18 protein-coding genes are annotated in these 22,857 nt (G+C 74.4%); 9 read left to right on the plus strand and 9 right to left on the minus strand.

Annotated features, from left to right (window positions below; all coding sequences use genetic code 11):
* The first annotated feature begins 156 nt into the window (after nt 1–156).
* From AR3_RS25170 to AR3_RS25185, 4 genes are all read left to right on the plus strand, one after another.
* Complete coding sequence (locus AR3_RS25170) at nt 157–1,194, plus strand: MBL fold metallo-hydrolase (protein ID WP_067917503.1); 1,038 nt, start codon at nt 157–159, stop codon at nt 1,192–1,194.
* Nucleotides 1,195–1,292: 98 nt separating this feature from the next.
* Nucleotides 1,293–2,096, plus strand: coding sequence for an SDR family oxidoreductase (locus tag AR3_RS25175; RefSeq protein ID WP_067917505.1), 804 nt, complete (start codon nt 1,293–1,295; stop codon nt 2,094–2,096).
* Between the two features lie 83 nt (nt 2,097–2,179).
* On the plus strand, nt 2,180–3,301 hold the full coding sequence (locus tag AR3_RS25180; RefSeq protein WP_083951952.1) for an isoaspartyl peptidase/L-asparaginase family protein: 1,122 nt from the start codon (nt 2,180–2,182) through the stop codon (nt 3,299–3,301).
* A gap of 114 nt (nt 3,302–3,415) precedes the next feature.
* On the plus strand, nt 3,416–4,387 hold the full coding sequence (locus AR3_RS25185) for a Sco1979 family transcriptional regulator (RefSeq protein ID WP_227023329.1): 972 nt from the start codon (nt 3,416–3,418) through the stop codon (nt 4,385–4,387).
* A gap of 23 nt (nt 4,388–4,410) precedes the next feature.
* Here the strand turns inward: AR3_RS25185 and AR3_RS25190 are convergent, their stop codons facing one another.
* The 4 genes from AR3_RS25190 to AR3_RS25205 form a co-directional block, all read right to left on the minus strand.
* A complete protein-coding gene (locus AR3_RS25190) occupies nt 4,411–6,159 on the minus strand; it encodes a substrate-binding and VWA domain-containing protein (protein ID WP_067917507.1) in 1,749 nt (582 codons plus the stop codon).
* Between the two features lie 199 nt (nt 6,160–6,358).
* A complete protein-coding gene (locus AR3_RS25195; protein WP_067917508.1) occupies nt 6,359–7,708 on the minus strand; it encodes an MGH1-like glycoside hydrolase domain-containing protein in 1,350 nt (449 codons plus the stop codon).
* Nucleotides 7,705–8,487: a sugar phosphate isomerase/epimerase family protein gene (locus AR3_RS25200; RefSeq protein WP_067917510.1), complete on the minus strand. Its 783-nt coding sequence runs from the start codon at nt 8,485–8,487 to the stop codon at nt 7,705–7,707. Before AR3_RS25200 ends, AR3_RS25195 begins: the two co-directional genes overlap by 4 nt.
* Nucleotides 8,488–8,729: 242 nt before the next feature.
* Entirely contained in the window at nt 8,730–9,734 is a 1,005-nt protein-coding gene (locus AR3_RS25205; protein WP_067917512.1) for a LacI family DNA-binding transcriptional regulator, read from the minus strand.
* A 196-nt stretch (nt 9,735–9,930) separates the two neighbouring features.
* Here AR3_RS25205 and AR3_RS25210 point away from each other — a divergent pair, with 196 nt between their 5' ends.
* From AR3_RS25210 to AR3_RS25220, 3 genes are all read left to right on the plus strand, one after another.
* The gene (locus AR3_RS25210; RefSeq protein WP_067917514.1) at nt 9,931–10,974 is read left to right on the plus strand and encodes an asparaginase; all 1,044 of its coding nucleotides are present in this window, start codon (nt 9,931–9,933) and stop codon (nt 10,972–10,974) included.
* 12 nt (nt 10,975–10,986) lie between these two features.
* A complete protein-coding gene (locus AR3_RS25215) occupies nt 10,987–11,862 on the plus strand; it encodes a polysaccharide deacetylase family protein (RefSeq protein WP_067917517.1) in 876 nt (291 codons plus the stop codon).
* Nucleotides 11,863–12,224: 362 nt separating this feature from the next.
* On the plus strand, nt 12,225–12,746 hold the full coding sequence (locus AR3_RS25220) for a hypothetical protein (protein WP_067917519.1): 522 nt from the start codon (nt 12,225–12,227) through the stop codon (nt 12,744–12,746).
* Between the two features lie 721 nt (nt 12,747–13,467).
* Here AR3_RS25220 and AR3_RS25225 read toward each other — a convergent pair.
* Nucleotides 13,468–14,931, minus strand: a complete 1,464-nt coding sequence (locus AR3_RS25225; RefSeq protein ID WP_227023328.1) for a pyridoxal-dependent decarboxylase — start codon at nt 14,929–14,931, stop codon at nt 13,468–13,470.
* A 137-nt stretch (nt 14,932–15,068) separates the two neighbouring features.
* Nucleotides 15,069–15,980: an endonuclease/exonuclease/phosphatase family protein gene (locus AR3_RS25230; protein ID WP_067917522.1), complete on the minus strand. Its 912-nt coding sequence runs from the start codon at nt 15,978–15,980 to the stop codon at nt 15,069–15,071.
* A 948-nt stretch (nt 15,981–16,928) separates the two neighbouring features.
* Here AR3_RS25230 and AR3_RS25240 point away from each other — a divergent pair.
* Complete coding sequence (locus AR3_RS25240) at nt 16,929–17,234, plus strand: DUF2795 domain-containing protein (RefSeq protein WP_157406773.1); 306 nt, start codon at nt 16,929–16,931, stop codon at nt 17,232–17,234.
* Nucleotides 17,235–17,343: 109 nt separating this feature from the next.
* On the opposite strand, the gene AR3_RS25245 is transcribed toward AR3_RS25240, so the two are convergent.
* From AR3_RS25245 to murA, 3 genes are all read right to left on the minus strand, one after another.
* A complete protein-coding gene (locus AR3_RS25245) occupies nt 17,344–18,903 on the minus strand; it encodes an FAD-dependent oxidoreductase (protein WP_083951960.1) in 1,560 nt (519 codons plus the stop codon).
* Between the two features lie 146 nt (nt 18,904–19,049).
* A complete protein-coding gene (locus AR3_RS25250) occupies nt 19,050–19,790 on the minus strand; it encodes a GntR family transcriptional regulator (protein WP_067917528.1) in 741 nt (246 codons plus the stop codon).
* A gap of 759 nt (nt 19,791–20,549) precedes the next feature.
* Complete coding sequence (murA, locus tag AR3_RS25255) at nt 20,550–21,851, minus strand: UDP-N-acetylglucosamine 1-carboxyvinyltransferase (protein WP_067917530.1); 1,302 nt, start codon at nt 21,849–21,851, stop codon at nt 20,550–20,552.
* Nucleotides 21,852–22,010: 159 nt separating this feature from the next.
* Between murA and AR3_RS25260 the strand changes: the two genes are divergently transcribed.
* Entirely contained in the window at nt 22,011–22,712 is a 702-nt protein-coding gene (locus AR3_RS25260; protein WP_067917533.1) for a class I SAM-dependent DNA methyltransferase, read from the plus strand.
* The last annotated feature ends 145 nt before the right edge of the window (nt 22,713–22,857 follow it).

Genomic DNA, 22,857 nt, shown 5'->3' on the forward strand with positions numbered 1-22,857 from the left:
CCGCGGCGCGCGCCCGGCGCGCCGCCGACGAGGCCGCCCGGGCGCGGTGAGCCGGCGGCCGCCGAGCCGCCCCCGGATTTAGAACGCGATTCTGGGATGGGGTACCGTCGCCTCTGGACACGACGGTCAGCACCGCCGGAACGGGGAGGAGCTCAGGTGGCGATACCGGCCTTGGAGCAGCCCGCGGACTGGACCGAGCCGGGCGCCCACCCGGTCGCCCCCGGCGTCCACCGCATCCCGCTCCCGCTGCCGGTGCCGTCCCTGCACGCCGTCAACGTCTACGTGATCGAGGACCCGGAGGGCCTGGTCGTCGTGGACGCCGGCTGGGCGATGCCGGACGCCCGCAGGTCCCTGGAGGGGGCGCTGCGCCTGCTGGGGCACCGTCTCGACGACGTCGCGCAGTTCCTCGTCACCCACGCCCACTGGGACCACTACTCGCAGGCGCTGGCGCTGCGCCGGGAGTTCGGCACGCGGGTGCGGATCGGCCGCGGCGAGCGGCACTCCCTCGAGGCGTTCGACATCCGCAAGGGCCTGCATCCGCGCCAGGTGGAGCTGCTGCGCCGCTGCGGCGCGTCCGCGCTCGCCGACGAGGTCGCGGCGATGGGTGTGCGGGCGCGGGAGCGCGACGTGCCCCACACGCTCCCCGACGCGTGGCTGGACGACGGCGAGCGGATCGAGCTGGCCCGCCGCGGGCTGGACGTGTTCCACACGCCGGGGCACACCCGCGGCCACGTGGTGCTGCGCGACGCCGCGGCCGGGCTGCTGTTCTCCGGCGACCACGTGCTGCCGCACATCACCCCGTCGATCGGGCTGGAGACCGAGCCGGAGCCCAAGCCGCTGCGCAGCTACCTGGCGTCGCTGCGGCTCGTCCGCGACATGCCCGACACGCTGCTGCTGCCCGCGCACGGCCCGGTCGCGCCGAGCACCCACGCGCGGATCGACGAGCTGCTGCGCCACCACGAGGAACGGCTCGACGCCGCGGCCCGGCAGGTGCGCGCGGGCCGGTCCACGGCGTTCGAGGTCGCGGCGGCCATGCCGTGGACGCGGCGGCGGCGCAGGCTGGACGAGCTGGACGTGTTCAGCCGCATGCTGGCCGTGCTGGAGATCGACGCGCATCTCGACGTGCTCACCGACCAGGGCGTCCTGGAGGCGGCCGAGCACGACGGCGTGCGCCGCTACGCCCCTCGTCCGTGAGGTTCGGCTCCGCCGCGGTCGCGACGGCGGCGCGCGCACGTCCGAGCGCGCGGAAAACGCGTTGACGGCCGCGCTCGCCGCCGCCAACGTGGAGCGTCATGACGACCCCGCAGAGCACTTCGTCCTTGGCCGGCCGCGTGGCGATCGTGACCGGCGTGAGCCGCCGGCAGGGCATCGGGTTCGCCGTGGCCCGCGAGCTGCTGGCGGCCGGCGCGCGCGTTCTGGCGCACTCCTGGACGCCCGCGGACGCCGAGCAGCCGTGGGGCGCCGACCCCGCCGGGATCGAGGGCGTCCTGGAGGAGCTGGGCGGCCTCGGGCCGCGGCTGGCGCACGTCGCCGCCGACTTCGCCGACCCGGACGCGCCCGCGCGGGTGGTGCGGCGCGCGGTCGAGGAGTTCGGCGCGGTGGACGTGCTGGTGGCCAACCACGCGCGCAGCTCCTTGGGGACGCTGTCCGAGGTCACCGCCGAGGAGCTGGATCTGACCTGGGCGGTCAACGCGCGCGCCTCCGTCCTGCTCGCCCAGGCGTTCGCCGCCGCGCACGACGACGGGCGGCCCGGGGGCCGCGTGGTGCTGTTCACCTCGGGGCAGCATCTGGCGCCGATGAGCGGGGAGCTGCCGTACGCGATCAGCAAGGGCGCGATCCACCAGATGACGCTCAGCCTGTCGGACGCGCTCATCGACCGGGGCATCACCGTGAACGCGGTGAACCCCGGACCGGTCGACACCGGCTACGCTGACGACGAGCTGAGGCGGCGGGTCGCCCAGGCCATGCCGGCCGGGCGCTGGGGCCGGCCCGAGGACGTGGCGCGGCTGGTGCGCTGGCTGGCGTCCGACGACGCCGCGTGGATCACCGGCCAGGTGATCGACAGCGAGGGCGGCTTCCGCCGCTGGGCGATGTAGGGCGTTTGTCAGGTTTTGCTCGTGTGGCCGGCGGGAGGCGTGGGGAGAACCGCTGCGGTTCCGGCTCCCGAGGAGGTCCCCCCATGCCGTTCCGCACACCGTCCGCCAAGCGCGTCCTGCCGCTGTGCGCGGGGCTCGGCGTTCTCGTCGCCGGACTGTCGGGCGCCCAGACGACGGCCGGCGCCGCCGTCCGCGCCCAGTCTCCCGGCGCCGCCGCCTCGTCCCAGGCCCGGACGGCCGCGCCCGCGCCCTCGGCGGTGCGGGACGTGGTCATCGCGGTGCACGGCGGCGCGGGGTCCCTGCCGCGCGGCAGTCTGACGCCCGAGCAGGAGAAGGCGTACCGCGACGGTCTGACCCGCGCGCTGAAGGCCGGGTACGCGCTGCTCGAGCAGGGCCGCCCGGCGCTGGACGCGGTCGAGAAGGCCGTCAACGTGCTGGAGGACGACCCGAACTTCAACGCGGGCAAGGGCGCGGTGTTCAACACCGACGCCGAGCACGAGCTCGACGCGTCCATCATGGACGGCAAGGACCTGCGGTCGGGCGCCGTCGCCGGGGTGCGCCACACCAAGAACCCGGTGTCGCTGGCGCGGATGGTGATGGAGAAGTCGCCGCACGTCTTCATGGCGGGCAAGGGCGCCGACGAGTTCGCCCTGCGCAACGGCGTGCCGTACACCACGCAGGACTACTTCTGGACCCAGAAGCGCTGGGACCAGCTCATGGCCGCCAAGGGGCGGGGCGGCGCCGCGACCGCGTCCGCCGCCCGGCAGACCGAGGTGGGCGGCACGGTGGGCGCGGTGGCGGTCGACCGCGGGCGCAACGTCGCGGCGGCCACGTCGACCGGCGGGCTGACCGACAAGGCGGTCGGCAGGGTCGGCGACTCCCCCGTCGTGGGCGCCGGGACGTACGCCGACAACCGCACCGTGGCGGTGTCGTGCACCGGCACCGGCGAGGTGTTCATCCGCGGCGTCGCCGCCCACGACATCTCCGCGCTCATGGAGTACGCCCGGCAGCCGGTGCACGCGGCCGCCGCCAAGGTGATCAACGAGAAGATCCCGGCGCTGGGCGCGACCGGCGCGGCGATCGCGCTCGACCCGCGGGGCAACCTGGCCGCCCCGCACAGCACGAAGGGCGTCATCAACGCCTACCTGACCCGCGACGGCAAGGTGGTGACCCGGTTGTACGACGACGAGACGCCCGCCGGATGACCGGCGCGCCGTGGGGTCGGCCGCCCCGGTGGACCTGACAGTGTCGACCATTGCGCCTACATTTGTCCGGGTGACCCGCGCCCGGTCGGGCCGCGCATCGCGGGAAGGGGATCGGTGTCGGACGACGCGCACGCTGATCACGAGTCCGCGGCGCGGGCGGGCGCCGCGCCTCGGCCCGCCCTGACCGTCCGGCTCGCCTCGCTGGCCGAACCGCGCGAACCCTCGCCGGACGAGATGGCCCGGGGGCCCACCGTGGCGCGCATGCTGCTGGGGGCGCGGCTGCGCCGGCTGCGCGAGGCGCGCGGCGTCAGCCGGGCGGAGGCGGGCCGGCTGATCCGCGGCTCCGACTCCAAGATCAGCCGGATGGAGACCGGGCGGACCGGGTTCAAGGAGCGCGACCTGGTCGACCTGCTCGACCTGTACGGGGTGACCGACGAGGCCGAGCGGGCCGTGCTGCTGGCGCTCGCCGAGCAGGCCGGACGGCCGGGCTGGTGGCAGCCCTACCACGAGATCATCCCGCAGTGGTACGAGACGTACCTGGGGCTGGAGCAGTCCGCGGAGATGATCCGCTGCCACGAGTCGCACGTGATCCCCGAGCTGCTGCAGACGCCGGACTACGCCCGCGCGGCGCTCGCGCTGACCCACGGCGGCGAGCCCGCCGAGACCGTCGAGCGCCGGGTGGAGCTGCGCCTGCGGCGCGCCCGGATCCTGGAGCGGTCCCGCCCGCCGCGCCTGTGGGCGATGATCGACGAGGCGGCCCTGCGCCGCCCGTTCGGCGGCGCCGCGGTCATGCGCGACCAGCTGCGGCGCCTCATCGAGGCGTCCCGGCTGCCGCACGTCACCGTGCAGGTGATGCCGTTCCGCGCCGGCGGCTACCCGGGCGTGGGCGCCCCGATCACGCTGCTGCGGCAGCCGGAGGCCGAGCTGCCGGACGTGGTGTACCTGGCGCGGCCGAACGGCGCCGAGTACGTCGACAAGCCCGAGGACGTCGACGCCTTCCGGCACGTCCTCAACCAGATGGCGACGCAGGCCGCGCCCGCCGCCGAGACGCCGCGCATCCTGCGGGCCGTCATCGACGAGACCTGACGCGGGCGGCGTCCGCGCCGGACTCAGCAGTTGGGGGTGCAGACGCGGCGCGACATCGCCTCCAGCAGCAGCCGCTTGCTCTCCTCCGGGGTGTGGGCGACCTGCACGATGCCGCGGGTGGCCCGGGCCAGCTGCTCGAGCTCGTCCACGGCCACGTCCTCGCCGTACCCCTGCAGGATCACCTGGACGGGCCGCTGCGGGTCGTACTCGCGGCGCAGCTCGGCCAGCGTCTCGTCGAACGAGGCGCCCTCGTCGTCCTCGTTGCGGCCGTCGGTGAACACCAGCACCGTGTTGACCATCTCCGGCTTGTAGGTGCGCCGCATCATGCGGAACGCGGCCAGCAGCGAGTCGTACAGGCCGGTGCCGCCGCCGCGCTTGACCTCGATGCGGCTGAGCTGGGAGAGGATGCGCTGGCGGTGGGTGACCGACCCGATCCGCTGCCCCAGCGGGGCGAGCGGCACTTCCTCCACCCAGTCCTGGTCGCCCTTGAGCCGGGTGGAGAACAGCCAGATGCCCAGCTCGCTGTCGTCGGCCAGCAGCTGCAGCCCGGTCTGCGCGACCGCCGCGGTGGCCTGGAGCCGGTTGACGCCGGGGGCGACCTTCTCCGCCATCGAGCCGGAGATGTCGAACAGCACCAGCAGCCGGGTGGCCAGCGACAGCCGCGCATAGGACTGGGCGATGCGCCGCACGTCGGCCGGAGACGGCGGCGGCAGCGCGCGCGGCGTCCCGTCCTGGGTGCCGGTGCCCGGTCCGAACGACGCGGGCCCCTGCGCCCAGGAGGTGCGGAAGCCGTAGGCCCGCAGCTCCGCGGCGGTGCGCTCGTCGGCGAGGGACTTCTCCAGCAGGCGGGCGGCGCGGGCCCGGTCGCGGTCGCCGGTGGTGATGGCGAAGGGGTAGTCCAGCCACACCGTGCCCTCGGTCGGATATAGCGCCGCGGCCGGATACGGCGGCCCGCCCCGGTTGTAGGCGAACACGGCCTGCTCGGACGCGAGGACGGTTCCGGGCTTCCCCTGGGCGGCCTCGGACAGCGCCTTGCTCACCGACGGGACGGCGTTCTCCCGGATGGCCCGGACCAGCCCGGTGAACACCGCCTGCCGTTCGGGCACGTCCGCCAGCAGGTTCTCGGCGATGACGAGGGCGGCCATGCCGGTGGCGCTGCGCGCCGGGTCGGGCACGCGCGGGCGGGCGGCCTGCGCGGACGGCGTGTCCGCGGGCTGCTCCGGCCTGCTCGGCCCCTCGCCCGCCCCGACGACGGCGGCCGCGGGTTTCAGCAGCCGGTCCCAGGACGTCTGGTGCGCATCGGGCGCGGCCGCGCGGGGCACGGCGATCACGATCGGCGAGCGCGCGACGGACGTGGGCCGGACCTGGAAGGACCGGGCGCCGCGGGGGGAGGTGCGCACCAGCGAGGTCCACAGCGTCGAGTCGGGGATCCACGCGTCCGGCCGGGATCCCGCGCCGGGCGCCGAGCCCTGCCCGGTGAGCAGGGTGGTCATGGCGGCGGGGTCGGCGGCGCGCACCCGCGCCCGCACGCACCGGCCGTCCACGCGGTGCCGCAGCAGGCCGAAGCGGTCCGCCGCCGCGCGCAGGGCCGGCGCCAGCTCGGGGGCGACCGCGAGGTCGAGCGTCATGCGGTCGTCGATGGCGCATCCGGCCGCCCGGGTGAAGGCGTACGCGCCCACGCCGCCGAGCACGGCCAGGCCCGTGGTCGCGCCCAGGATCGCCCGCACCGGATGCCGGGACGCGCGCGCCCGGTGACCGCGATGTCCGCTCATCGGCCCTCGCTTCGTCGACCACCCCCGCTCGCCCCCGACGGCGCACGGCGCGGACGCGGCGCGCCGTGCCGAACTTGAATTAGACGAAGTCTCCGGAAATCTGTCAAGATCTCCCAAATATTCGCTACGGCCGCCCGCCCGATCCGCCCGATCTTCGGGGCGCGCCCGGAAAATGCGCGACCATTTGAAAGATCAACCTTCAGCTATTTTGTCCCACTTCATCGACTTTTGGTGGGTCGTGGGCGATCAGGTCGAGAACGGTGGCGGCCGTCCAGGCGAATCCGGTGGCGCCGTGCCCCTCGCCGGTCAGCGGGTCGACGTACTCGGCGAACCGCGAGCGGGCCGCGGCGCGCAGCATCGAGCGGCGCAGCGCCGCGGCCCGCTCCGCGGCGCCGTGCTCGAGCAGCCCGAGGTGGACGAGCCGGCCGATGTTGAACCAGCTCGGGCCGCGCCAGTAGCGGGCGGGGTCGAACGCCGGCCCGGTCAGGTCGTAGCTGGGCACCATGTGGACGCGGCCCAGCCCGAACCGCGCGCCGCACGCGGTGCGCAGCAGGTCCGCGGCGACCGGCAGCCCCGGCACGGCCAGCGGCACCAGCCCGGTGACGCCGTGCTCGCGGATCAGCCCGCCGCCGCGCAGGTCGCGGCACAGGAACAGGCCGCTCGACGCGTCCCACAGCCGGTCCAGCAGCGCGGCGACGACCTCGTCGGCGCGTCGGCGGTGCGGCGCCGGGTCGGCGCCGACCGCGGCGGCGATGCGCGCCAGGGCCAGCTCCGACAGCGCCAGCAGCGCGTTGAACGCCGGGTCCTCGACGGCGAACGCGTGGGGGGCGGAGGCGTCGTCGTACCCGTGGTCGCGGTAGTGGGCGGCGAGCCGCACGTACCGCCCGTAGTCCAGGTCGGTGGGACGGTCGCCGGGGGCGGCGTGGTCGAGGTCGCGGCGCCGGAACCTTGACGGCGGCACCGGATCGACGCGGGCCAGCGGACCGTCCCAGCACGGACTGTTGTCCATGCCCGACTCCCACGGGTGGACGATCGCCGCCAGGCCGTGGCCGCCCAGGTCGCGGCGCGTCCTCAGGTACCGGTGCCAGGCGGCCAGCCGCGGATAGGCCCGAGCCAGGAAGCCGCGCCGCTCCGCCTCGGCCGGGTCGGCCCGGAACACCTCCCACACGGCGAAGGCGTGCACGGGCGGCTGGACGATCCCGGAGGTGCGCACTCCGGGGAAGGGGCCCGCGCGCCAGAAGTCCGGGCCGGGGAAGTAGGCGCCCTCCGGGGTCGCCGCGTCGAACACGATGTGCGGCAGGCGCCCGTCGTCCCACTGGGCGCCCAGCAGCGACTCCAGTTCGCGTTGCGCCCGGCGGGGCGACAGGTGCCGCAGGCCGAGCGCCACGAACGCCGAGTCCCAGCTCCACTGGTGCGGGTACAGGGTGCGGGACGGCACGGTCGACGAGCCGGTCCAGTTCCCCAGCAGGACCCGGGCGGCCGCCCGGCGCAGGCCGACGAGGTCCGCGGCGTCCGGGCGGACCCCCTCGAGGATGGCGGAGGAGCTCACGAGGCCGGCCTCCCCCGCGCGGGCAGCGCCCGCCGCAGGAACCCCGGGACCGCCGCCAGGGCCTCCTCCGGTTCGCCCGCGGGCGCGCCTTCGACGACCAGGTCGCCGTCGTACCCGGCCGCGTCCAGGGCGCCCAGCAGCGCGGGCCAGTCGAGGTGGCCGGCGCCGGGCGGGCGGCGGTTGCTGTCGCTGACGTGCACGTGCCCCAGCCACGGCGCCGCCGCCAGCACGGCCGCCGCCGGGTCGGCCTCCTCGATGTTCATGTGGAACGTCCCGGCGGCCACGCGCACCGAGTCCAGCCCGAGCGCGCGGACCAGCGCGACCGCCTGCTCCAACCGGTTCACCCGCGGGTGCTCGTACCGGTTCAGCGGCGCCAGGAACAGCGTGACGCCCTCGTCGGCCGCGTGAGCGCCGAGCTCGGCCAGGTCGTCCAGGTCGTCCTGGGACGCGGCGCCGTCACCGTCCCCGCCGGGCTGCGGCGGGAAGGCGGGTGTGATCACGCCCGTGCCGCCCAGCTCGGCGATCACCGACAGCTGGGTCCGGACCCGTGCGACCGCGTCCCGCCGTGCCTCCGGGCCGTGCGTCCGCGGCGCCCCGGCGTGCACGGTGGGCATGACGACCCCGGAGCGCGCCGCCTCGCGCAGTTCGGGCAGGCGTTCGCGCAGATCCTCGCGTCCGCACAGCTCGATCGCCCCGTACCCGGCCCGCACGGCGAAGTCCCATTTCTGCCGGAGGGTGCGTCCGGGCAGCAGTCGCTCCTGGCATGAGATCCGGTTCACGTCAGCACTCCAGCATGTTCCGCGGCGCGCGTCGCAGGGCGCGCGTCCGCGGCCGCCGCCCCTCGCCCGTCACGATGCCCCATCAGAGCAGCTCGGCGTCGCACGGGCAACTCGTCGGCGCGGTGCGCCCATCCTGGTGACGGAGCGGTAGCGGACACGGATGCGCGGGTGCTCGGACGGGGCCGTCGCGTCACCTCCGCCTCGACCTCGCGCAGCCGGGCCGAAGCGTCCGACGAGAGCGTTCAGGACGTCCGGACGGGGCGGCTGGAGGCGCGTTCGACCAGGACGGGCGGCAGGCGGCGAGAGCGGGACGTCTTGCCTTCGATGAGCTTGATGAGGGCCGCGGCCGCGGCGCGGCCCATCTCCCGCATGGGCGAGCGGACCGTGGTCAGCGACACCGGCAGGTCGGCCGCGATCGACACGTCGTTGTAGCCCACGACGGAGACGTCCTCGCCGACCCGCAGGCCCGCGGCGCGGATCGTGCCCATGGCGCCGATGGCGGCGAAGTCGTTCACCGCGTACAGGGCGGTGGGAGGGGGGTCGAGGGCGAGCAGGGCCGCGGCGGCGCGGCGTCCGCCCTCGGCGTCGAACGGGGAGGTCAGCACGTACTCGTCGGGGATGGGCACGCCCGCCTCGGCGTAGACCTCGCGGAACCCGCGGGTGCGCTCGACGCCCGTGGACGCGTACGGCTGTCCGGCGATGACGCCGACGCGGCGGTGCCCGAGCTCCAGCAGGTGCCGTCCGGCCAGCCGCCCGCCCTCCAGGTCGTCGCAGGTGACCGACACCACGCCGGGCAGCCGCCGGGAGGCGAGCACCACCTTGACGCCCTGTTTCCGCAGCTCGTACACCAGGTCGGAGTCGGTGCGGGCGTCGCCGAGGATGAGGCCGTCGACGCGCATGCCGAGCAGCGTCTCGGTGCGCAGCCGCTGGGTGGCCAGGTCGTCGCCGCTGTTGGCGACGACGGTCTGGTATCCGGCGGCGGCCGCGCCCTCCTCGATGCCCTCGTAGATCGTGGCGAGCACGATGTCGGTCAGCCGCGGCACCACCACTCCGATCATGCGGGAGCGCCCGGTGCGCAGGCTGATCGCCGCCGGGTGGGGGGTGTAGCCGAGCTCGGCCGCCACCCGGCGGATCCGCTCGGCGGTCTCCTCGCCCACGCCCTCGCTGCCGCGCAGGGCCCGCGACACGGTGGTGGTGTGCACGCCGGCGGCGCGCGCCACGTCGGACAACCGGGGTCGGTCGGGCAACGGGTTCTCCTTCTGGAGCGGACGTCCCTCCACATTCTTGCCGACGGCGGCGCCGCCCGCGCGCGCCCCGGGCGCGCCGGCGCCGACCCGGCGTCGCGGGCGCCGTCCGGGGGTTGACGTGGCCCGTTGCAGTCCCCACTATGGACGCAATCGTTTGCGCAAACGTTAGCGCAACGCCGGGCACCGAGGAGGACGTGTGCGTCGACTGATCCTGCTGGGCACCGGCGGGACCATCGCCACCACCGACGCGCCGGGCGGCAGGCGGGCGGGCGTGTCCACCGCCGAGCTGCTGGCGGCGTCCCGGGACGTGTGGACGGACCCGGACGTGCGGGTCGAGGCGCGCGAGCTGCGCCGGACGGTCAGCTTCGCCGCCACCGTCGCCGACGCGCTGGCGCTGGCCGCCGCGGTGCGCGAGGCCGCCCGCGCCGCCGACGGCGTCGTCGTCACGCACGGCACCGACACGCTGGAGGAGGCGGCGTTCCTGCTGGCCCTCGGGCACGACTCGGCCGTGCCGGTGGTGCTGACCGGGGCGCAGCGGCCGTTCGGCGTCCCCGGCGCGGACGGCCCCCGCAACCTGGCGGCGGCGCTGCGGTGGGCCGCGTCCGACGCCGCCCGCGGCACCGGCGTCACGGTGGCGTTCGACGGCCGGGTGTGGCCCGCCACGGGCGTCCGCAAGGTCAGCAGCCTGTCGCCGGCCGCGTTCGCGGCGCCGGGACGCGGCCCGCTCGCCGAGGTGGACGAGGCGGGCGTGCGGCCGCGCGCGGTCCCGCCCCGGCCCCGTCCGCTGCTGACCGGGCGCCGCACGGACCTGCCCAGGGTCGATGTCGTCCCGCAGTACCTCGGCGCCGACGCCGCGGCGGTGCGCGCCGCCCGGGACGCGGGCGCGCGGGGCGTCGTGATCGCCGGGTTCGGCGTCGGCAACGCCACGCCCGGCACGGTCGCCGCGTGCCGCGACCTGCTCCGGGAAGGCATCCCGGTGGCGGTGGCCAGCCGGACCGGGGAGGGGCCTGTACTCGGCCTTTACGCCGGGGGCGGCGCCGACCTGGCCGCCGCGGGCGCGCTGTTCGCCGGGGACCTGTCGCCCTGGCAGGCCCGCCTGCTGCTGGCGGCGGCCATCGCGGCCGACCCGGCGGCGGCCCCGGCGGCGGTGGTCGAGCGCTGCGAGACCTGGCTCGTCGAGGCGGGCGCACTGAGCCGCCCCGCACCGTCGGCGCGGTCCCTGACGGCCGGGCCCGTCTGAAAGAGGGAGGACATGGCGAAGGAAATCCTTGTCGCATACGGCGTGGACGTGGACGCGGTGGGCGGCTGGCTGGGCTCGTACGGCGGAGAGGACTCGCCGTGCGACATCTCCCGCGGCCTGTTCGCCGGCGAGGTCGGGGTGCCGCGCCTGCTGGAGCTGTTCCGCCGGCACGACCTGCCGTCCACCTGGTTCTGGCCGGGGCACTCGATCGAGACGTTCCCGAAGGAGTTCGACGCCTGCGTGGCGGCCGGGCACGAGATCGGCGCGCACGGCTACAGCCACGAGAACCCCATCGCGATGACCCGCGAGCAGGAGGCCGCGGTCCTGGACCGCTGCGTCGAGCTGATCGAGAGCCGCGCGGGGCGGCGCCCCACCGGCTACGTGGCGCCGTGGTGGGAGTTCTCACCGGTCACCAACGAGCTGCTGCTGGAGCGCGGCTTCAAGTACGACCACTCGCTCATGCACCGCGACTTCGAGCCGTACTACGTCCGCGTCGGGGACTCCTGGACGAAGATCGACTACGACCGTCCGGCGGAGGAGTGGATGCGGCCGCTGGTGCGCGGCGAGGAGACCGCGCTCATCGAGATCCCGGCGTCCTGGTACCTGGACGACCTGCCGCCGATGATGTTCATGAAGGCCAGCCCGAACAGCCACGGCTTCGTGAACCCGCGCGACGTCGAGCGCCTGTGGCTGGACCAGTTCGACTGGGTCTACCGCGAGTGCGACTACGCGGTGTTCACGATGACGATCCACCCGGACGTGTCGGGCCGGCCGCAGAACCTGCTCATGCACGAGCGCATCATCGAGCACATCAACCGGCACAGCGGCGTCCGCTGGGTCACCTTCGACGAGATCGCCGACGATTTCGCCCGACGCAATCCCCGCTGACCGCCCGCCCGGCGCGGGCTTGCACGTCCGCGCCGGATCACTCGCCCGCGTGACACAGCGGCGAGCCGCATGTCTCTCCCCTGTTCCCCGTCACGAAGGCCACCCATGTCCGGAGCAACCGTGCCCCCGCCCACCGCGGCGCACCGCTCGCACCGCCGGCGGTGCGCCGCGCCTCCTGCTCATTTGCATGGGCGGCCGCCGCGGCACCGTCCCGCAGCGGGCGGCCGAGGAACCAGTGCCGCCGCCGCACCGGTGCGACGCGTTCGAAACGGACACGTCGACCGCCATCTCTCCGCTCCCGGCGTCGGGCGGACGGTCGGACACGACGGCGACGTGACGCCGTAGCAGCCGTCGTGTGCGGAATGTGCGGCTCGGCCGCGACCTGGACGGAGCGGATCGCCCCTTTGGACGGAGGCGGGGCGATCCGGCGGCAGCGTGCGCTGACCGCCCTGCTGGCCAACGCGCCGTCGCCCCGCCTGCGGCGGGTGGCGGCGGCCCCGTGGCCGGGCGGCGGATGGCGCCTGACCGCTCCCGACGGTCTGCGCTTCGCCCGCTCCCTCGACGAGGCCGTGGCCCTGCTGACGGGCCGCTACGGCCCGCTGGTAGCCGCCGACCCCGGTGACGCGTCCACGACGGCGTGCCTCGAGGCCGGGGCGTCCCCTCACGCCTTGGCGGTATGGGCGGCCGCCCTGCGGCACGCCGGGTTCACCGCCACGGTCACGACCGCCCGCTTCACCCTGACGGTGAGCCCGGCCGACGCTCACGTCGCCGCTCCCCCGCCCGGGGCGGCGCACGAGACGGTGCGGGTCGCCGCGGCGGGGGCGCGAAGCCTCGTCCGGTACCTGGAAATCGCCGACGGGAAGCAGCGGACGAACCAGTCGTGACGCCGCGTCCCAGCTCCCAACGCGCTTGCGCTCTGAAGGAGGGCGACGCCCCGACGAGCTCAAGCGGCGCGTGCCCGACGGCGTGGTCACCCTCGACCTGCCGTACCCGCACACGGTGACCTGGCGGACACGGTCAAGCCGAGGCGGCCGTCCGCACCCGCGCCGCACTGGCCCAGCCGTGTGACGTGGTGGCGCCCCAGGTGCCGTTGCTGCTGTCCGTCGACCAGGGCGACCGCGCCTTGGTGCAGGTGGTGCGGTCGCCGCCCGGGTGGCACGTTGGTGGCCGAGCTGCACCCCAGGGGGCGACCACGGCCATGAGCTCAAGCGGCACGTTTCTGGCGGCGTGACCGCCTTCAACCTGGCCGCCCCTGGCACGGTGACCGGGCGGACACAGTCGAGCCGAGGCGACCGCCCCTGGACCAGGCGCGTGAAGCGATGGCGACCGAAACGTCTCTGCGACTGACCGTCTACCAGGGCGACCGCGCGTTGGCGCAAGTGGTGCGGTTGCCCCCGGGGGGGTGAACGTCCGCAACCGATGCGCCCCCAGGGTGGCGGCTCGGCGGCTGCACGGTGGAACCGTCACTGGCGTGCGACCGTGGACGCCGGGTGTCTTCACACCGCCCGCACCATGCCCGTCCCGCGTCTCAGCGGGCCCGGGGGCCGTGGGCCTCGCCCAGGCCCAGTGGATGAGCGGCGTTTTCTGCGCCGCCGAGCCAGGGCCCTACTGGAGCGATTTCTCCAGCTTCCGTGTCTCCTCGACGATCCGCCGCCACGCGGCCCGGACATGCTCCTCCCGAGTGGCGGGGGCGCCGATCGCCATACGCAGCAGAACCCGGCCGCCGACCTTGGTGTGGGTAAGGAAGAGGTCTCCGGAGGCGTTGAGCGTTTCCATGAGGCGCTTCGTCGCCTCGTTCGCCTCGTCCTCCGGCAGGCCGTCCCACGCCGGGCGGAAGCACACCAGGCTCAGCGGATGGTGGTCGAACAGCACGAACCCGGGCTCGTCCCGGATCCACCCGGCGAGCCGCTGGGCCAGCGCCACGCCGGTGCGGATGTGCTCGCGCAGTCCCTCAGCGCCGTACCAGCGGATCACCGACCACAGCTTCAGCGCGCGGAAGCGCCGTCCGAGCGGGATCTGCCAGTCGCGGTAGTCGATGACCTCGCCGGACTCGCTGGCCTGGTTGCGCAGGTACTCCGGCAGGATCGACAGCGCCCCGACCAGGGGCTCGCGGTCGGCCACCCACAGCACGTTGCAGTCGAAGTTGGTCAGCAGCCACTTGTGCGGGTTGGTGGTGTAGGAGTCGGCGTAGTCGGCCACGCCCTCGTTCAGCCAGCGCAGCTCGGGGCACACGGCGGCCACCCCCGCGTATGCGGCGTCGACGTGCAGCCAGACGCCGTGGCGGCGGCACACCTCGCCGATGGCGGCGACGGGGTCGATGGCGGTGGTGGACGTGGTGCCGACCGTCGCGCAGACCATCGTGGGCACCGCGCCCGCGGCCGCGTCCTCGGCGATCATCGCGTCCAGCCGCGCCGGGTCCATCGCCAGCGTCCGCGGGTCGACGTCCACCGTCCGCACGCCGGCCGCCCCGATCCCGGTGATCTTGGCGGCCTTCTCCAGGGACGAGTGCGTCTGCGAGCTGATGTACAGGGTGTGCCGCCCGGTGAGGCCCTCGCGGCCGGCGCGGCCGCCGTTGGCGCGTTCCAGCGCGGCCAGGATCGCCACGACGGCGGAGCTGGACGCCGAGTCCTGGATCACCCCGCCGCCGGGGCCGTCGCTGCGGAACGCGGCGGGCAGGCCGAGCAGTTCGGCCAGCCAGTCGGCCATGCGGGTCTCCAGCTCGGTGCACGCCGGGCTGGTCGCCCACAGCATGCCCTGCACGCCGAGCCCGGCCGACAGCAGGTCCCCCAGGATCGCCGGTCCGCTGGCGTTGGCCGGGAAGTAGGCGAAGAACGACGGGTGCTGCCAGTGCGTGATCCCCGGCATGACGACGCGTTCCAGGTCGGCGAGGAGGTTCTCGTAGCCCTCGCCCTGCTCGGGCGGGTGGACGGGCAGCGCGGCCAGCACGTCCCCCGGCCGCGCCTGCGACAGCACCGGATAGGACTCGATCTTCTCCTGGTAGTCGGCGATCCAGTCCACCACCTGCCTGCCGTAGCGGCGGAACTCCTCCGGCGTCATGTGTCGGGCCACGTCCAGCTCCCCATGATCCGCGAATTCTTAAGCGCACACACTATGTCCTCGGTTGCTCCGAAATGCCGGCACCGCCGGTCCCGCGCGGACGGACGGGCGCCGTCACGCCGGACCGGGCCGGTGCCGGCGTCCGCGGATCAGCGGATCGCCAGGTGGGCGACCACCGGGTAGTGGTCGGACGGGTACTGGCCGTTCTTCTCGTAGGTGTCGATCTCGGTCCAGAACGTGCGGACCTCGCCGCGCGTCAGGATCCAGTCGATGCGGTCGCCGCCGAGGACCGGCGGCTTCCAGCCGCCGAAGGTGTTGTACTCGGGGCCGCGCCGCTCGGCCGTCTCCCAGGTGTCGGCGAACGCGTCGGGGCCGGTGAGGATGTCGTACGGCTCGCTCTCCCTTGCGGGCACGTTGAAGTCACCGGTGAGCACGACCGGCACGCCCGCCTCGAGCCCGCGCACGCGCCGCAGCACCAGTTCGGCGCTCTTGACGCGCGCGTTCTCCGACTGGTGGTCGAAGTGCGTGTTGACGTGGTAGAACACCCGGCCGGTGCGGCGGTCCCGGAACTTGGCCCAGGTGACCATGCGGGTGACGGCGTTGCCCCAGGTCGCCGAGCCGATCAGCAACGGGGTGTCGGACAGCCAGAAGTGGTCGAAGTCCAGGACCTCGAAGCGGTCCCGGCGATAGAAGATCGCCGAGAACTCGTCGCGGGTGCCGCCCTGGCGGCCCATGCCGACCCAGTCGTGGGCGGGCAGCGCCGCGTCCAGGTCGCGCATCTGCCGCCACAGCGCCTCCTGCACGCCCAGCAGGTCGGGCCGCTGCTTGCGCAGCACCCGCGTCATCAGGGGCAGCCGGGAGGCCCAGTCGCGGGGCGGCGCGTCGGCGTCCAGCCGGATGTTGTAGGTCATGACGCGCAGCCGCACGTCGCCGGCCGACGCCGGGCCGGAGGCGGTCACGGCGACCACGCTGGACACCACGATCACCAGGATGACAAGAAGGGCCGGCGGGGAGAGGCGGACGCGCCGGGACGCGGCGCCCGCGGGGGGACTCAGCGGCATACCAGTCCTTTCTCGGACATGAACCGACAATCGCCCCAAAAGGTGATCACCGCCAGATGGCGCCTCGGCGACGCCCGCCTGTACCCGCCGCATAGGTCAGGTGACCGCGCCGACACGCGCCGACCGGGCCCCTGGGACCGTGCCGCACGTCCGGGGAGGCGAGAACGAAGGGCGGCCGACCTGCCGAGAGCGGCGCGGCCTTACGTGTTCGCGCGCCCCATGTACTCGATGGCCCGGATGCGTTTGCGCCTGCGCTCGCGGCCGACGGCCGCCCGCAGCTCGCCCGTCTTGCGAGTGACTCGACCGAGTGACTCGACATCGTCAGGAAGGGCGACGCTCACCCTCGGTATGGCGACGCAGCCGCCGTGATCGTCACCTCGTTCAGGCGGCTCGCCTGGAAAAGGCCTCCGACCGTGAACGAGGTGCCCGTGAGATGGCGCACCGTCGCCGCGTCGAACCGGCGGCCCAGCCTTAGACTTATCGGCGCCGCGGTGTCAACGTCCCACGCGCACCCTGCCCCACGGGCCCTGCGCGTCGCACACCGCGCCAGGCCACCCTCACCCTGCCCCGCCTCGGCCGCCTTCCCGCCCCCGGAGGCGCGGACGCTCTCATGCGCCCGTCCTGGCTCCACAAAGAGCCCGACGGCGCAGCAGACGCCTTCACCCCGGTCGAACGCGCGCTGGCGGGAGAGACCCCGAGCCAGACGCATCACCGTGTGCACCCGCACGCACCAGGAGCCGACGCGGCGCGGTGGGTGTCTCCGAGACAGCCGCCGAGGCCGGGGACCGTCCGGGCAAGCGATGCGGAATGTCAGTTATCGACGAGAACGGAGAGGACGGCCAAGCCTGAAGGAGACAGGACCGGTGAGCACGGTCCCAGGATGGACGACGAACTGAGGCGCGGGACGGAGGGCATGGTGCGCGGCGGCGGACCCACTCACGCCGAGGAGTGGCGGCAGCCCGAACCGGTGTCGACGACGTCGGGCGCGACCCCACGTCCCCGGGCGCCTCGATGCCGCCCGGGTCTCCGGCCGGGATGGCCCCGGAGGACGTGCAGAAGCGCAGCGCCGTCGCGCAGTCGCCGGTGGGGGTGCGCTATCCGGCGTCGCGCAGCGAGCTGATCGACCACGCCGCCGCCGGTCACGCCACCGACGCGATCATGGCGACGCCGGGGCGGCTGCCCGACCGCGAGTACGAGAACATGGCGGACGTCGGCGCGGCCCTCGGTTTCGGCCGCGAAAGCCGCCGCTCCTGACCCGCTCGCCCGGCGCGGCGCGCTGCGGTCTCCGCCCTGCCGCCTAGGCTCTCCGTGGCCGGGGCCGGTCTGGGTGCGGTCCCGGAGGACGACGAACGGCCCGCCGCGATCAGTACGTCGTCCCTCGCCTGCCCGGCGCCTGCCCGGGCCGCGTGCCGAGGGGCCTGCCGGGGCTGGGCGGCCGGACGTGCGGGACATGCTCGGCGGGCGGACCGCACCAGCGCGTCAGAGCCTGGCGGATGGCGGCGGCGCGCAGGTCGGGCGTGGTCTCGTCGCACGCCCAGGCGATGTACCCGTCGGGGCGGACCAGCGCGGTGGTGCGGGTCGCGCCCCCGGCCGGTGCGCACAACACCCGGTCGGCCCACAGCTTGGTCGTCAGGTACGTCACGGCCGGGTCGTTGGCGGCCGTCACCAGGACGAACCGTCCGCTGCGCAGCGCCTCGTAGAGCCGTCCGAGCGTGCCGGCGAGCGGCACGTCGGGGGCGCGGCGGCCGGTCAGCCGGTGCGCGCCGCGCGGCGCCGGATACGCCAGGCCGATGCCCGACAGGGTCAGGGCCAGGCGCCGCGCGACCGGCCTGATCCGCGTGGCGGCACCGACGGCGGCGGCGCGGGCTGCGCGCAGCGCGGGGGCCTCCACCAGCGCCAGCCGCAGCAGCGCGCCGCTGACGCGCATCACCGCTCGTCCGACCGGATGCCGCTCTTCCTGGTAGGTGTCCAGGAGGTCCGGCGGCGCCCAGCCGTTGATCTCGGCGGCGAGCTTCCAGCCGAGGTTGGCGGCGTCCTGCAGGCCGGTGTTCATGCCCAGGCCGCCCGCCGGGGAGTGCACGTGCGCGGCGTCCCCGGCGAGGAGCACCCGCCCGACCCGGTAGTCGGGCACCTGCCGTTCGTCGCTGTGGAAGCGGGACGTCCACCGGGGGTCGTGCATGCCGTGGTCGGTGCCGAGCGCGCGGCGCGTCGTCCGGCGCAGCTCCTCGAAGTCGACCGGTTCGGAGTCGGGCAGCTGGTTGCGCCGGTTCCACGCGATCACCCGGTACCAGCCGTCGCCGAACGGCGCCAGGAACGCGAACGCGTCGCCGACGGAGCCGACCGACAGCGTCTCCGGCGGCGGGTCGCTCAGGCGCACGTCGGCGAGCATGACCGACTGCACGACCGAGTGTCCGGGGAACGGCAGCCCGAGGGCGCGGCGGACCGTGCTGTGCACGCCGTCGCAGGCGACCGCGTATCGCGCGCGGCGGGTGTGGGTGCCGTCGGCGGTGCTGACGACCAGGTCGACGCCGTGCGCGTCCCGCCGGACGTCCACCACCTCGGCGCCCGTCACGATGTCGGCGCCGGCGGCGCGGGCGCGCTCGGCCAGCACCCGCTCGGTCTCGTACTGCGGGACGACCAGCGCGAACGGGAACCGGCCGGGAAGCCGGGACAGATCCAGCGCGGCCGTCCCGAAAAGGGCGATCCGCCTGACCCGGGTGCCGGCGGCCAGCAGCTCGTCGGCGAGGCCTCGCGCGTCCAGCAGTTCGAGCGTGCGCGCGTGCACGACGAACGCCCGGGTCAGCGGCGTCCCGCCGGCGCGGCGTTCCAGCACCGTGCAGCCGACCCCCGCCGCGGCCAGGTCACCGGCCAGCTGCAGGCCGGTCGGCCCCGCCCCCACGATCACCACGTCACTGGCAGGCATCGCGCCCCCTCCGTCCGAGCCGTCGGACTGTGCAGGCGGCCATTCCCGACCCCGCCGGGCCTACGCGCGTCCCGGCGGGATTTCCTACCCGGCCGCGTCGCAGAGGGGGGCGTGTCGCCGCGGGGACCTCCCCGCGGGCTGCAAAGTCAACGCAGGCCGACGCGGCGCGGGGACTCCAAGCCGAGGTGGATCCGGTAGCGGTCGGCGCGATACGTGGTGTGCGCCACCTCGACGCACGCGCCACGGCTGTACGTGCGCTGCTGCACGAGGAACACGGGACTGCCCGGCTGGATCTCCAGCAGCTCGGCCTCCCGCTCCCCCGCCGCGACGGCCTCGATGGTCTGCTCTCCCGCGTCCAGGACGATGCCGTACTCGTCCTCCAGCACCTGGTACAGGGAGGCGTCCGGCGGGCGGCGCTCCAGCAGGTCGGGCGCGCGGGAGGCCAGGATGTGCGAGCGTTCCACCGCCATCGGCTCGCCGTCGGCCAGCCGCAGCCGCTCCAGCACGTGCACGTGGGCGCCCTGGTCGGCGCCGAACATCCGGGCGAGGCGGGCGTCGGCCTCGACGGTGCGCCCGGCCAGGTCGACCGAGCCGGGCCGCATGCCCCGGGACTGCATGTCCTCGGTGAACGACGTCAGCGTCTTGGGCATGTGCACCTTCGGCCGGGCCACGAACGTGCCCTTGCCGGGGATGCGGCGGAGCCTGTCCTCGGCCACCAGCTGGTCGACGGCCTGCCGCACCGTCATCCGCGACACCCCGAAACGGCGGCACAGCTCCCGTTCGGACGGCACCGGCGCGTCGACCGGAAGCCTCTCCTCCTCGATCATCTCCAGCAGGATGGCCCGAAGCTGCAGGTACTTCGGCAGCGGCCCCGACGGATCGATCACACCCTATTCTTATCCGATCTCCGCCCTCCGCCCGTCGCCCGTCCGGAAGTGGCGGCCCGGCGCTCGCCCGCGCCTGTCGGCGGTCCTGCTCGCCGGCAAAGCCCCGGGGACCTGGCCGTCTACGGCGTGATCACGCCCGGCGCGCCAAGGGCGTACCGACAGTGAAGGCGGGCACCAACTCAGCCGAGGTGACCGTGCTCACCGAACCGGGGACGCATCCCGGTGTGCGCGACGGCCTGTGGCCGACGCCGCACATCGTGTCGACGGCGGCGAAGATCCGTCGATGGCGATCGAGGATGCGGCGCCGGCCCGTACTCCATCCCCTCGCGGGTGCCCACGCCCTGCGCGGCGAGCTCGTCGCCGACGTTGGCGATCAAGGCGCTCTGTGGGGATGGCCGTCGGAAGGCGAAGCCCCCGCCGGCAGGCGAAGCAGACCGACCAGGACGACGCGTCCCATCAGCCGCCCGGACGGCCCTGTACCGACAGCGACGGTCGCCCCCTCGCGCCGTCCGCCGGGGACATCGGTGGTGTCCGCACACGGCCGACGCCACGTCATTCCCTGGCCGACGGACCAGCGCCCCTGCCCAGGCCGATCAGGACGAGCCGACACCACTACCTCGATCGGCCGCCTCGTCGCACCGCGCCGGTGGCCCGCTTCAAGTACGAACGGGCAACACGTCAGCCATGCGCCGCCTCCCAGCGGCGACCGGGCGGCACCGCCTCGCGTGGCCGTGCCGCCCCGTGCGGGAGACGCCGACGTCAGCGGACGCGCAGGTTCAGGCCGAGAGCGCGGAACTGCTCCACCGGACGGTGGTAGCCGCGCTCGATGTGGTGGACGCCGCGCAGCCTCGACGGCCCCTCGGCGACGGCCGCCGCCAGCACGGCGGAGAACCCCGCGCGGATGTCCGGCATCGTCACCTCGCCGCCGCGCAGCTTGGACACGCCCCGCACGACGGCCGAGTGCACCGCGGCGGTGTCGTGGTACCGGCAGGCGGGGCCGCCCAGGCAGGTGTCGTAGACCTCGATCTCCGCGCCCATGCTCTGCAGGGCGGGCACGTACGCCAGACGGTTCTCGTACACGGTCTCGTGCAGCACCGACATGCCGTCCGCCTGGGTGAACAGCACCATCAGCGGCGTCTGCCAGTCGGTGGCGAACCCGGGATGGGTGTCGGTCTGCACCGCCGCGGGCCGCAGCCCGTCCGGCGCCGACGCCATGATCCACTCATCGGTGATCTCGAAGCGGGCGCCCATCCGGTCCAGCGTGGTGATGGCGGTGACCAGACGGTCCTGCGGGCAGCCGTGCACCCGCACCTCACCGCGCGTCACCAGCCCCGCGACGAGGTAGGAGAACGCCTCGATCCGGTCGCCGGCCAGCCGTGTCCGCGCCCCGCTGAGCCGCGGCACGCCCTCCACCTCGATGCGGCGGTCGGGGGCGAACGCGATCCGCGCGCCCATCCGCTGCAGGAACAGCGCCAGCTCGATGATCTCCGGTTCGGTGGCGGCGCCGCGGATCACCGTCTTGCCCTCGGCCCGCACGGCGGCCAGCAGCACCGTCTCGGTGGCGCCGACGCTCGGGTACGGCAGGTCGATCCTCGTGCCGACCAACCGCGACGCTCTGGCGTGGATGCCGTCGTCGGCCACCTCCACCTCGGCGCCGAACGCCCGCAACGCGTCCACGTGGAAGTCGATGGGGCGCCGCCCGATCGGATCGCCGCCCACCAGCGGCACGAACGCCTCGCCCGCCAGGTGCAGCAGCGGGCCGAGCATCAGGATCGGGATGCGGTTCAGCCCGGTGAACGCCTTCGGCACACCCGGGTCGGACACGGGCCCCGGCACCACGGTGATCTCGTCACCGGAGCGCTCCACGGTCATGCCCAGGTGCTGCAGCATCGCCGCGGTGATCTCCACTTCGCCCACCTCGGGGGCGTTGCGGATGGTGCTGGGCCCGTCCCCCAGCATCGCCGCGACCATGTGCTTGCTGACAGCGTTCTTCGCTCCGCGCACCGTCACGTCGCCGCGCAACGGCCCGGAGGGTTCGATCTCCCACACCTTTTCAGCCACGCTGAGCAGACTATGGCCCTCGTCCCCGCGCACCAACCGATTCGCATCCGACTCGCCGCGGCCCCGCCCCCTGAAGCGGTTCTCCAAGGCGGCCCATGCCCCCGGCGGCCCGAAAAATCGGATCGCGCCGGTCACGGACGCCTCGCGATAATCGCTCGAGTGCTGAGCTTCGCAGATTTCGACACGCGCGGGTACCGGACGGTGGACGTCCGGACCGGCTACGGGCAGTGGGTCGCGACGTACGAGGACACGGTCGAGGACGCGATGGACATCGCGCTCCTCGAGGAGCTGGCCGAGCCGTCCTGGGGGAATGTGCGGCGTGCCGCGGACCTCGGCTGCGGCACCGGACGGACCGCGGCGTGGCTGCGCCGCAACGGCGTGTCCTCGATCGACGGCGTAGACCTGACTCCGGAGATGCTGGCCGTCGCCCGGTCCCGGAAGCTGCACGACCACCTGCGCGAGGCCGACGTCACCGACACGGGCCTGGAGGACGGCGCGTACGACCTGGTGATCGCCTCGCTCATCGACGAGCACCTGCCCGACCTGCGGCCGCTGTACGCGGAGGCCCACCGGATCGCCGAGCCGGGCGCGCTGTTCGTGATCGTGGCGTTCCACCCGCATTTCATCATGACGAGCGGAATGCCCACCCATTTCACCAGCGCCTCGGGCGAGCACATCGCCATCACGACCCACGTGCACTTGATCAGCGACCACGTCATGGCGGGTCTCGGCGCGGGGTGGACGCTGGCGGAGATGCGCGAGGGCATCATCGACGACCGCTGGATCGCGCTGAAGCCCAAGTGGGAACGCTTCCGCAACCACCCCATCTCCGCCGCGCTGGTCTGGCGCAAGCAGGGCTGACCTCGCATCCGTAGAGCGGACTCCTGCTCAAGGCGCAGGCCGGAGCACTCTGCCCCGGAAAGTGAAAGCCCGCCTGAAAACGGCGGGCCCACACAACACGAAGAGGGCCCCACCACGAAGGTGGAGCCCCCTCCCACGAAAATGT

This window comes from Actinomadura rubrobrunea NBRC 15275 (genome assembly GCF_001552235.1).
Lineage (GTDB): Bacteria > Actinomycetota > Actinomycetes > Streptosporangiales > Streptosporangiaceae > Spirillospora > Spirillospora viridilutea.